A 12,282-nucleotide genomic window follows, 5' to 3' on the forward strand; every position below is an offset into this window, starting at 1 on the left:
AATTAATATGAATGCAGAACAGAAGAATCTTTTAAGGTTGGTTTGGTTAAAGAGAAAGATTCTTCACTGCATTCTAAATGATAGATACATTAATTAGAAATGTATTTAAAAGACGCCTTTTTTGCCCCATTTTTATCAATAAACCCAAAACGTTTTTGGGTATTACGACGCCAAGGACGACTACCTACAACATCTGTTGGCACATCCGTAAAATCATATAAGGTCCAAGACATAAATTGCAAATTATGAGATGCAATTTGCTCTTGGATTTTTTTATGGTAATTAGCTTGGTCTTCATCGGAAGACCCTAAAGGTTTCCAAAAACCAGAGTAAGAAGATATTCCAAATTCCTGAAGAACTATGGGTTTATTTGGTATTTCAGTTTTCAAGATATTTATAGCATCATCTAAATGTTCTAAATCTTCATAATAATGAAACGATATAAAATCTACTTTATCCTTTAATATGGAAGCACTTTGCGTGTTAGACCAACCAATAGTTACAGGATGGATAGTATCTACCGACTTCACTAAATCAATCATATTATCTAACCAAGCAATGACAACGGCTTTTTGTCGAGATTCAAAATCTAAATTGGGTTCGTTTTTAATATCCCAAGCTAACAGTGCGCTGTGGTCTTTTACGGCTTCAACTATGGTTTCTGCGTGACGTTGATTTAACGTCCAACTCATCACAGAATAATCGCCATAAAAATCGAATAAGGTTAATACCACTTTTAAATTATGAGCTTCTGCTAAATCTAAAGTTTCTTTAAGCTTTTCAAGTTTTTTAGGATTTACATATTCTTTGCCGAAGTCTTCATATTGCACAAATAAGCGTACCGAATTTAAACCAGCATCCTTAATAATTTTAAAGTCTTTAGAAATGGTGTCTGCAGAAAATTCATCGCCAAACATATTCCAAGGATTGGCTTGCGGATAATAATTAATGCCTTTTATATTCAAATCATCAACCGAAATAGGTTCCGATTTAGCATCATAAGTCTCAGCCTGTTCTTTTACCAAATGTCTAATGCGCCAAAAGCCATCTTCTAGTAAAAACACCATTTTGTAGTTAGACGTTTCGGTAGTTTCTAAAATGACGTTTTCAGCTTTAAAAACACGTTTGTATTCTATAACATTTCGGTCTGTTATCACAGCCATTTGGCCATCTTCACTAAAAAACTCTAAAGTAGGATTGTGTTTTAGTGTGGTCGCTTCAATAGTAATGTCTTCGGCTTTATTTAATTCAATAAAACGGTATAAATTTTCTCTAGCGCTATCTGTGTAATAATCTTTAATTCCGGCTGGTTTATTGGTTTTATAGGCTATTTGTTTTACATACCAAGCGTCTAAATAATTGCTTTGTAAAGCGTTTAACGTTTGGTTGTCCATAAACCGACCTTCATTTTGTAAAGGTTCCCAATCTATTTTGGGTAAATACTGTTCTACTTTCTGTATTTCTGTGTGCAACATGGTGCTTCGGTCTGCACCTGTATTTAGATAACTAAATAATGCGCTTACACCAGAAATGATTAGGGCTACAATCATAATGTATGAGGCAATTAATATAGAACGTAGTATGTTTTTGTTAAGACCTACCATAGTTCTTTTGATTTAAATTCTTTTGATTTACCAGCGGTTTCAATGCTAAAATTGTAGGTGCCATTGTTGTAAACAGCTGGTTTTAATTTGAAATTCACATAACCATTAAATGATGTTTTGGTTATGGTATTAATGAGTTTTTCGTTTTGATATATTTTCAATTTTACATGCAATCCATCTGGAATCATTTGTTGCATAAAACTTTGTAAAGGACCAACAATTACAGTTCTATTTTGGTCTGAAAAAGTAACGTCGAAATCTTCAATAACTTGTTTGTAGTTAAGAGAAATACTATCACTTTCTGCCATACCATCAACGTATGCTTTAATATTCCAAGTATCTGCATAATCTGGATGAATGATTTTTGATGTGGCAACACCATCAATAGTTGTACCTGTGGTTTTTAAAATATTACCTTCAGAATTGGTAATAAAAAAGGTAACGAAAGTACCATCGCTAATCACATTATTTTGTTCGTCTTTTAGTATTGACGTAGTGAACGTTGTAATTTGATTTCCATCTGCATAATTATGAGGTCGTGTTGCAGAAATTTTAAAATCTGTGGGTATTGCAGGCATTACATTAATGGTAAATTCTTTAGAATTGATGCCGAGACTTTCTGAAGAGACCAACATACGTCCACTTTCTTTTTTAGAATACATATTCCTCCACGAAATTAAATTCTTCGTGTAAATATCATTGGTTTCTTCTGAAGCTAAAAATTGATGTTTTGCTTTTACCAAAGTATTTGTTGGTACAGGATTGTCTAATGAGTCCGTTGGGATTACGACTAACATGGTGTAATCTGTTCCACCAGCTTCAATACTTGGTGGTCCAATGTAGGTTTCTAAAGTCGCAACTTCTGATTTTGGGTTGATGTTAAATTGACCTGAAATAGATTCATTTTTAGCCAACAATTTCCAAGTAACAACACCTATTTTTTTAGTGATGTTTTCAGGAATAAAATATTCTAACGTGTTGTTTTTTAAAGTTGAAGAAATCACTGTTGAGCCATAACTATTAGAGCAATACAATAAGGGTTGTTCTACTTCAGAAATTGAAAACTTTATAACGATGTTAGTGCCAACTTTATAATCGGTTTGTGTGGTAAGTAATTCAATTTTATTAACCGTTTCATTTTGTTGTATAACAGCAAATGATGATAATAAAATCAAACCTAAAAGAAACAGATATGTGCGTTTAAGTTGCATTAATTCGGACTTCCTATATATGTGTTAATTTCTATTTTAATATAACTAAAATTAGGATGCTCAATAGCTTGTAATTGCGCATTGGTATGATTTAGTATTCTGTTTGGTACTATTTTATCAGAAATATTTTCGTTTGGTAAACCGTTTACAAAAATGTTTTTCATGCTATCATTAATGATGTTTACTTTTCCATTGTCTAAAATAGTGTATTCAAAATCTTGCTTTCGTTGTTGCCTTACACCTTCTTTTACAAATAAATGGTCTACCCAAACCATATTTTTGTTAGCATCATAATAAGTGATTAATAGCTGAGGTATGGTAATTTCTTGAATACCACTATTAAATAAGTTTCCGTTTATAAGGTTGTCTTTTATATCAATAGCACTTAGCACCACGTTTTTGTATAAATCAGAACCAGAAACATTTCCTGCGACTTGTAAATTGAATTTTGTGGGTTGTTCTTCAAATTCAATAGGCGTAAATTCATCTGGATTAAACGTATCTGGAATAGAATCTTGTGTTTTAGACCAAGCAATACCTTCAAAATTAATACGGAAACTACTTGATTCTTTTGGCATTAATTTATGCTTCACATGATACTTGGCATTGTAGGTTGCCAATTCTTTATTATCGTCGTTGTACAAAGTACCTTTCAAAATAATATCTGCAGGTACATTATCTATATTTTGTACTTCGCCAATAATAGCATAGCTACCATCGTGTTGTACCAATTTAGCCGAAACTACTTCTAAAACAGGTTGTTTTAAAATGTCTTCGTGGTGTGTTTGTTCTGTGGTAATGCGTCGTCTACCTTGGTTAAAATATTTTGTTGCATTATCAGAATATAGTTGGTCTGGTGGCAAATCATTGTTTAAATCATCTGGCTGTATGTACCATTTCCCTTTGTGTTTAGATAAGGTTTTGTAATCTACTTTTTCAATTTTTTCTAAAGGTGTAATCCATTGACTAACCACTTTTGCAGAAACTGTACTGTCGTTATGTTTGGTGATTTCGGTTTCAATAGCGTCCATTTTGGCATAACTACTCAAAAGACCATCGGTTACTGAGATTTCTAACATGTATTGCGCAATTGGTAGTTGACTTTCTGGGTCAATTAAACTATGCGCTTTTTCAAATTCTTTAAAATCTAAAGCATCGTAATAGGCAATAATGGCATTTTCTGGACTGCGTTGTGAATCGTTTTTGAGATAGAATAAATAGATGCCATAAAAAACCACGACGATTAATATGAGCGACCAAATATGTGTAACGCGTAAAACATTCCGGTTAAATTTATTATAGGTAACCGAATAGTTTAAAAAGTCTGGCAAAGGTTTAAATCGTGTCTTCAACATATTTACCCAAAGCATTTGAATATTTAAAATAAACGCGATTAAAACGGTTAAAAAAGGCATAATTCCCCAATGTATCTTTAGCCATTTAGCCACATCTTCTTTCGGTAAAATAGAGGATACTGGCGGAATGTTGAGACGTTCCCAAACCATAATGCCATTTTCTAATTGTCGTAGTCGTTGCCAACCACAGAAATAGAGGATTGGGTCGTAAAATTTATCGTTAGAAAATATGTACTTGAGATTGTATTTTTCTGGTGTGGTTAAAAATTGTTGTAATGAACCAATACCTGCAACACCTTTAAATTTAGAATTTTCTAAACGCTCTATTGGTCGCGTTGTTAATTCTGGTAAGCGTCTTGCAGAATGGTAGTTGCCATCAACCGTCATGGCATTAGTCTGTGCACTTAACCAAGCCATTTGGTCGCCAAAACCTAGTGTTAAAAATCGCCATTTATCGTGGTCATCTTGGTTTAAGAAATTCACAATAGGTAACATCTTTATTTTTTGTGGTTGCGATGGTCTAAAGTAGTTTAAGCTCATAGTAAACACCACCATAAATACAGCTAATCCGGCTAATAATCCACCAATAATTCTGTGATAAACAGCACCAAATTTAGACTGAATGAGTTCCTTTAAATCACCTTCAACAAAACGATAGGCAAATTCTCCCATTAATGGTATAGATAAAATTGAAGCCCAAAGTGTAAAACGGTCTAAGGTTAAAATATTGAAAGCCGTTTCGCCTAACATTTTGAGGGGAATAGATGTTGTGCCACCAGTTCCTAAAATGGTACAAATGGTAACTGATAATCCAAAAAATATATAACGCTTACTATAATATCTATAGAATATATATGGAAGTAAGACGAGTAAAATGCCCCAAGGAATCAAAAAGAAGACGAGTCCAGAGGATGTGATTTCTAAAAAGTTATCACGAGAACCATGAGGAATAGGAACTTGTGTAATTGGGTTGGCTTTAGAGTTTAACCAATACGGAAAAATACAGCCTATAATTAAAACTAAGGATAGCATTCCAAAGCTTACAATACGTTTAAAGAGTTTGAAAAAAGTATTCAAGAAGAGTTTGAATGTCACTTCTTTCATAGAATTGACTTGCTCTCTCGATACATCCATTATAACCATACCTATTAAAGGAAAGATAAAGAAGACCATTCCGAAAATAGGTGTCACATGATGCGACGTAACCGTTACAGCTATTAAAGACAATGACGTTGCCAAATACCATTTCTTACCTGTTTTTAACCATAAATAGATTTCTGGTAAAGCATGCATCAATACCGAAACACCAACAATACTTGGTAATTGCCCAAAAATATGAAGCGTTTCTACAAACGAGGAAGAGAACACAGCTAATAAGGATGCATAACCAGCAACGGTTTTATTACCTGTCATTAATAATGAAAAGCGATACGTTCCTGTTATAAACAAGACGATAGCAATAAGCGCGACACTAAACATCCCAAATTTTAAACCACCAATCATAGAGAGTAAACCAATAGATTGATGTACTAAAGGTGGATAACTTTGTACGGTAAAACCTGTGTACCATTCATAGTTCCAAGGTTCAAACCAGCTATTGGCATAGTGGTCTGCAAAGAACAAATGGATTAAGGCATCATAAGTAGTTTCTAAAGTAAAGAATATAGCACTACCATGAAACGCTAATCCTAAAAGTAGCGCACCTATTAAATATTTATTTGAGGTTTCTTTCAAGGGTTAATTTTCATTATTCATTTATAGCTCAGCTGTCATATTCTTAATCATCATTAAAAGGTTCGTATTATGAGATAATAATATTTCATTTAAAGCCTAAGCTATAACGACTTGTCAAAGATATATAATTTAAACAGTGGTTCATTTTTTAATTATCTATAGTAATCTACCATTCGTCTACACTAACTATTAGCTTCAGCTAAATTTAAAATTTACAAGCGTCTTATCCTGTAATTTTGACCTGTAATTAAGAAACAAAATATCATTTATTATGAAAATATTAGCCATAGACGATCAACAATTAGTTTTACTTCCATTAGAGAAAAGATTATTAGAACTAGGTTATGAAGTAAAGATAGAAACAGATGCGTCAAAAGGATTAGAATTATATGAATCTTTTAGTCCAGATTTAGTTATCGTAGATATTAATATGCCAAGAGTTTCAGGATTAGAAGTGGTACAGTATATCAGAAATACAAAAAATGCGGATACACCAATAATGATTTTATCTGGTAATACTAAAGATGATACTATTATGCAAGCTTTTGAACTTGGTATTGATGATTACATGAAAAAGCCATTAAGCTTAAATGAAATCAGTGCACGTGTAAAACGATTAATAGGTACGCCAGAAACAAAGCATAAAATTACAAAGAGCAATGTAATGATACAAGAACGTTGTGTTGGTGTTGTAATTCCTTGTTATAATGAAGAAGAGCGCTTATTAAGTGATGAGTTTTTGAGCTATATCGATAAAAATTCTGGTTACCATTTATGTTTTGTAAATGATGGTAGTAAAGATAAAACGTTAGAGGTTTTAAAAAACTTACAAAAGGGAAGAGAAGATTTTATTACAGTTTATGATTGTGAGAAGAATGGTGGAAAAGCAGAAGCTGTACGTTTAGGAATGTTGCACATGGCAGAAAAAGAAGATTTAGATTATATCGGGTTTTTAGATGCCGATTTATCTACAGATTTAGCAGATTTTGATGACTTGGTAAAAACAATTGAAACTTCAGATTTTAAAATTGTAAGTGGATCACGTATTTCTAGAATGGGAGCAAACATTACAAAGGAATCTGCAAGAAAGATTATTAGTTTAACCATCAACTTCATCATAAGAAAGATTTTAAAAATGGATTTTAAAGACACTCAGTGTGGTGCTAAAATCTTTCATAAAGATGTGATTAACATTGCATTTGGAGAAAAGTTTGTAACGCAGTGGATTTTTGATGTAGAAATCTTTAAAAGAATGAGTATTCACTTCGGGTTGAAAAAAGCAAAATCAATGCTATGCGAGCAACCATTAAAAAGATGGATTCATGCTGATGGTTCTAAATTATCTATGAAGGATTCAGTGAAAATTGTGTTTCAATTAGGACAAATAGCTTGGGTTTACGGAGGAAAAAAACAAAGTAAAAAAACAGCAGTTTCAAATAACTTAAAAGTAGCCTAATTACAACCTTTTATTAAATCCCTAAATCATGAAAACTGGCATCATTATAATCTTTCATAATAATGAAAAAGAAATGGACACTACGTATTTTATAGAACAAATTAAACAAACGTCAAATTTAGAATTGTGTCTGGTTAATAATGACAGTAAAGATAATACCTATGATTTATTAAGAGACGTAAAGGATGAGTGTGATAATGTTTCGGTAGTTAATGTTAGAAAATTTAAATCTGACATGGCGGCAGTAAAAGCAGGAGCAAGATTTATGTTTAGTGAATTTGATTTAAAGCATTTGGGTTATGTTTCAATTAATATGTTAAACATTAAATACCATGGATTAAATGGTTTAATTGAAGTTATAACTGAAAATCAGGATGCTATTTTAAATTATAAAATAAAGACTTTACAAAAGAAACAAACCTTATTCCAAAGCTTATTCTCATTACTGGATTATCTAAAAAAAATAAGAGAAAATAACACTTTCATCAACCTTCAATTTCAAAGAAACCTTTAAAAGTAAAAATCATGCAAGCATATCCAATAAAATTTAGCCCAATATTAAAAGAGAAAATTTGGGGAGGTGAAAAACTTTCTAATATTTTAAATAAAAAGTCAGATTCAAAAAATGTTGGTGAAAGTTGGGAGATTTCTGGTGTGGAAGATAATATTTCAATGGTTTCTAACGGACGTTATAAAGGACAATCCTTAAACGACCTTATCAAATCTCACAAAAGTGAGTTTTTGGGAAAAAAGAACATTGCCACTTTTGGAGAGAATTTTCCGCTATTAATTAAGTTTTTAGATGCTAAAAGCAATTTGTCAGTGCAAGTACATCCAGATGATGAGATGGCAAAAGCACAACACAATTCTTTTGGTAAAACCGAAATGTGGTACATAATGAATAGTGATGAAGATGCAGAGATTGTTTTAGGTTTAAAGGATAATGACTTAGATAAAAATGTATTGAGTGCTATAAATGCCTCTAACGTTGATGCTATTTTTAATACAGAAAAAGTAAAGCAAGGAGATAGTTATTTTATACCAGCCGGAAAAATCCATGCGATAGGAGCAGGAGTTTTAGCTGCCGAAATTCAGCAAACAAGTGACATCACATATCGTGTTTATGATTGGGATAGAACTGATGCTACTGGTACGCAAAGAGAATTACATACAGATGCTGCAATAAAAGCCACCAAAACTTTTCCTTCAAACGGAAAAAGTAATTACCAATTAGAAACAGATAAAACAAGTAACCTTGTTGATTGTGATTTTTTTACGACTAATATTTTTGAAGTCAAATCACATCAAAAACGAGATTATAGAAATTTAGATTCATTTGTCATATTTATGTGTGTTGAAGGTGCTGCAGAAGTTACAATAGATAATGTAACAGAAATCGTAACCATGGGAGAGACTATTTTAATACCTGCAAATACGGATTCTGTAACATTTAATTCTGAAGGATCAAAACTACTCGAAGTCTTCATTGATAAGTTTGTGTTATAGTTGTAAGAGGCTTTCTTAAAAAAAAGGACTAAAAGTCTTAATTAATTTTACATTTGCATAATACAATATTTATTATGTCATTAGAAAGAGAATTACAACAACGCAGTGGCTCTAAATGTGAGCTTAGTGGAAGTGAAGAAAATTTATCTGTTTATATCATTCCAGATATCAAAGAAAACGGATTAAAAACAGCATTATATGCATCTAAAACATGTATAGAACAGATGAATGATGCAGATGCTATTGACCCTAACCATTGGAGGTGCCTTAACGATAGTATGTGGAGTGAGCACGATGCTGTAAAGATTATGGCTTGGAGAATGCTTAACAGAATTAAAGCAGATTGGACACAAGATTTGTTAGGTATGATGTACATGGAAGATGACATCTTAGAATTAGCTAAAGCTTCTGGTGATGGTGAAGACGAAGCGGATAAATTAATACATAGAGATGTTAATGGTGTGATTTTAGAACATGGAGATTCCGTTGTTTTAATAAAAGATCTAAAGGTAAAAGGATCTAGCATGGTAGCTAAACAAGGTACAGCAGTGAGAAATATAAGACTAGATCATGAAAACGAAACCTATATTGAAGGTAGAGTAGATGGTCAGCAAATAGTTATTATTACAGAATACGTAAAGAAAACTTAATCAGATTTTTTCTTATTGAAAAAATCGAGGCTCAAAGGAATTAGAAATACCATAAATAAGTACTGTTCGGTAACTAAACCGTAAATTGTAATGGCTGCTAAGAGGACCATTAATATTATTTTGTACTTGTATTTCATCTTGTAAAAGTAAAAAACATATTTTCAAAATTTTCTATTTGTGTTACAAATAAGACCAACCTGTGAAAATTGCAACAAATCATTGCCTCATGATTCTAATGAAGCAATGATTTGTACTTTTGAATGCACGTTTTGTAAGGCTTGTGTAACATTGTTAAAAGAAGTTTGCCCTAATTGCGGAGGCAGTTTTGAAAAACGACCAATAAGACCTTCGCATCTATTAGGAAAATATCCGGTATCTAAAGTGCTTATAAATAAGCCGGTAGATATAAAGGCACATCTCCAAAAGCTTAATTCTAAGTGATTTATTAAATTATTTTCCTACAATCTATCTGTTTATATTAGTGTCGTTCATCGAAAAAATAAACAGACTATATCGAATAATCTAGGCTAAATTACGGTTTGTCGATTTTATAAGAAAGACTCAAGTATAAGTCCGATATTGTGGTTATCCCTCTAAATAATAGCAAAAATATTACTGATTAATAGCCCTCAATTAGTATGAACCGCTTAAAAATTATTTATTATGGATTTAGAAATCACAAACTACAACAATCGCTTTCAAATTAAAGGAACTTTAAATAAGTTAAACCTTAAAACATTTAATGCGCAATTTGCGAATATCTTTGATAAATTAGATGAGGTATTATTAGATATTGAGCGTGTAAGCAGTATAGATAGAGCAGGTGTAATGGCATTAGCCAAATTGCACAATGAGTCTATAACTAAATCGAAACGATTATCGATTATAGGATTAGGATGCAAAGAATTATATCAGCATTTTAAAACAGAAGAACCAAAGCAAACATCCAGAAATAATAATATTGCTAATGGCAGTATTGTAGCCGCTTAAGACAAACTTTACTTTTGAAAATTATAAAGTGTTTCCAATTCATTTATGGTGATAGATAGATGTTTCGGACACACTTTATTTTTTTATTTTTCAAGTAGTTTTTAACAAGACATATCCGCAATGATTTTCCATTCGCCATTGATCTTTTTAAAGATAATAATGAATACTCCATCTGCGTCACCAATTTTACGTTTTAGGTGATATTCTCCCATTACCCAGTAATTGTCACCTTCAATTTTAGAAACATCATTAATAACAAAATTAAGCGTACCGCTCTCTGATTTTGTAGGATAACCTTTTTTGTAATTGGCTAATGTTTGCTTCCATCCTTTGGTAAGGCCATTACTACCATAAAATTTAAGCGAATCACTCTGCCAATAACCTTGCATAAAACCTTCTAAGTTGTGGTTATTCCATGCAGTTTCTTGCGCTTCCATTACTAATCGAATTCCTGCTTCGGCATCTGCAACACTAGAGGTTGTTTTGCTATTTTGTTCGGTGGTAACATCTGCTTTTATACTGATACAGCTTACAAATAATAAAGCGATTATTGTAGTATAAATAAGTCTCATAAGATTGAATTTTAATTTCAACTTAAAAGTAAGAACTTAATTTTAAAATGAGAGATTTATTTAATAACAGACCTGACTGGTCTCAAAAAGCTTAAAGTATACCTTTCTGCTTAATTAAAAATGCATCAGCTTGGTGTTGCATTAGTTCTCTTGCTTTTTTGCGCTTGTAATTCATCACCTCTTCTTCATCAGCAATTTCAGTATACACTTTATTATTAATGTCGTTATCTGTTTTTAAGAGTAGTTTTCGTTCTTCAACCTTTTGTAGCGTCCATGTTTTAATAGCGGTCTCTTGGTCTTGTAGTTTAAAGTCAAACTCCCCTTTTGGAGCTAAAAGTTTTGCAATTATTGGTGACGTTTCAATTGCTAGAAATAAGAGGAAAATAAAAAACGATGGCAACCAAGGTAACTTTCCTAAAGCGGTAATACGTGCCATTAAACCATCAAAATTATCTATTACAGGTTGTGTCTCTGCAACATTAGTTGTGTAATCTCCTTGCAGCGTTGCAATTTGTGTTTCTACAGCTTCAATTTTAGCGTTATTAGCGGTTTTTAATTGTTGGAGTTCTGCTAATCCAGCATCATGTTTGTCTCGTTTTTCTTTATACACAGGTCCTTTTCCTAATAGTTGGGTGCCAGCTGTGCCTTCTGCTTCAGAAATGTAAGTGTTGTACAATGCATTGACTTCGGTTTCTTTTAAATCTATTTGAGATTTTAATCCTGCAATCTTACTTTCGAGCTCAGAAATCTTAGGATTAAACTGTTCTGCAATTTGATTTTGATTGGCTAAGGTGAGATCATTTTTTTGTTCTAAAAGAACTTGATTGATTTCCTTTTCAAAAATCTTTAATTCTAAAGGTTTTGAAATTACTATGGCAATAATAAGTGCTAAGAAAATTCGAGGAGTGGCTTGTAATATTTCATTTAAAATACTATCACGTTTTTTGATAGTTGAAACAATATAACGGTCTAAATTAAAAATAAGCAAACCCCAAATTAATCCAAAAAATATTGAATAATAGAGATTGTCAAAAACAGTATATAGTGCATAACTAGCCGCAATGGTTGCCATAACAGCAGTAAAGAAAACGGTAGCACCAATACCTGCGTATTTGTTCTGCTCTCCATTAGAGCAGTCGTTTAAAATATCCGTATCTGCACCAGAGCAGAGGATGAAGAATTTTTTTAACATGATTGATTGTTT

The 12,282-nt window shown here is 32.1% G+C and carries 11 protein-coding genes; 6 read left to right on the forward strand and 5 right to left on the reverse strand.

Annotated elements, in window-relative coordinates; all coding sequences use genetic code 11:
• Positions 1-89: 89 nt before the first annotated feature.
• Genes ACJJVO_RS14355 through ACJJVO_RS14365 form a run of 3 tightly spaced genes read right to left on the reverse strand, consistent with a single transcriptional unit; the run spans position 90 to position 5,904 of the window.
• On the reverse strand, positions 90-1,604 hold the full coding sequence (locus ACJJVO_RS14355) for a glycoside hydrolase family 2 TIM barrel-domain containing protein (protein ID WP_405575317.1): 1,515 nt from the start codon (positions 1,602-1,604) through the stop codon (positions 90-92).
• The gene (locus ACJJVO_RS14360; protein WP_405575319.1) at positions 1,598-2,815 is read right to left on the reverse strand and encodes a hypothetical protein; all 1,218 of its coding nucleotides are present in this window, start codon (positions 2,813-2,815) and stop codon (positions 1,598-1,600) included. The genes ACJJVO_RS14355 and ACJJVO_RS14360 overlap by 7 nt, the downstream gene beginning before the upstream one ends.
• Positions 2,815-5,904 (reverse strand): hypothetical protein, encoded by a 3,090-nt coding sequence (locus tag ACJJVO_RS14365; protein WP_405575321.1) that lies wholly within the window; start codon positions 5,902-5,904, stop codon positions 2,815-2,817. Before ACJJVO_RS14365 ends, ACJJVO_RS14360 begins: the two co-directional genes overlap by 1 nt.
• Positions 5,905-6,175: 271 nt before the next feature.
• Between ACJJVO_RS14365 and ACJJVO_RS14370 the strand changes: the two genes are divergently transcribed.
• The 6 genes from ACJJVO_RS14370 (at position 6,176) to ACJJVO_RS14395 (ending at position 10,506) form a co-directional block, all read left to right on the forward strand.
• Positions 6,176-7,360: a response regulator gene (locus tag ACJJVO_RS14370; RefSeq protein WP_405575323.1), complete on the forward strand. Its 1,185-nt coding sequence runs from the start codon at positions 6,176-6,178 to the stop codon at positions 7,358-7,360.
• A 28-nt stretch (positions 7,361-7,388) separates the two neighbouring features.
• A complete protein-coding gene (locus ACJJVO_RS14375; RefSeq protein WP_405575325.1) occupies positions 7,389-7,874 on the forward strand; it encodes a glycosyltransferase in 486 nt (161 codons plus the stop codon).
• 11 nt (positions 7,875-7,885) lie between these two features.
• Complete coding sequence (locus ACJJVO_RS14380; RefSeq protein WP_405575326.1) at positions 7,886-8,866, forward strand: type I phosphomannose isomerase catalytic subunit; 981 nt, start codon at positions 7,886-7,888, stop codon at positions 8,864-8,866.
• Positions 8,867-8,940: 74 nt separating this feature from the next.
• Entirely contained in the window at positions 8,941-9,516 is a 576-nt protein-coding gene (locus ACJJVO_RS14385; protein WP_405575328.1) for a PhnA domain-containing protein, read from the forward strand.
• A gap of 177 nt (positions 9,517-9,693) precedes the next feature.
• Positions 9,694-9,957 carry a DUF1272 domain-containing protein gene (locus ACJJVO_RS14390; RefSeq protein WP_405575330.1) on the forward strand — a complete coding sequence of 88 codons (264 nt, stop codon included), beginning with the start codon at positions 9,694-9,696 and terminating at the stop codon, positions 9,955-9,957.
• 222 nt (positions 9,958-10,179) lie between these two features.
• Positions 10,180-10,506, forward strand: coding sequence for a hypothetical protein (locus ACJJVO_RS14395; RefSeq protein WP_405575332.1), 327 nt, complete (start codon positions 10,180-10,182; stop codon positions 10,504-10,506).
• 101 nt (positions 10,507-10,607) lie between these two features.
• Here ACJJVO_RS14395 and ACJJVO_RS14400 read toward each other — a convergent pair whose 3' ends face one another.
• The gene (locus tag ACJJVO_RS14400; RefSeq protein ID WP_405575334.1) at positions 10,608-11,078 is read right to left on the reverse strand and encodes a YybH family protein; all 471 of its coding nucleotides are present in this window, start codon (positions 11,076-11,078) and stop codon (positions 10,608-10,610) included.
• 91 nt (positions 11,079-11,169) lie between these two features.
• On the reverse strand, positions 11,170-12,270 hold the full coding sequence (locus ACJJVO_RS14405) for a DUF4407 domain-containing protein (RefSeq protein WP_405575336.1): 1,101 nt from the start codon (positions 12,268-12,270) through the stop codon (positions 11,170-11,172).
• Between the last annotated feature and the right edge of the window lie 12 nt (positions 12,271-12,282).

Origin of the sequence: Winogradskyella sp. Asnod2-B02-A, from assembly GCF_045063645.1 — a bacterium.
GTDB lineage: Bacteria > Bacteroidota > Bacteroidia > Flavobacteriales > Flavobacteriaceae > Winogradskyella.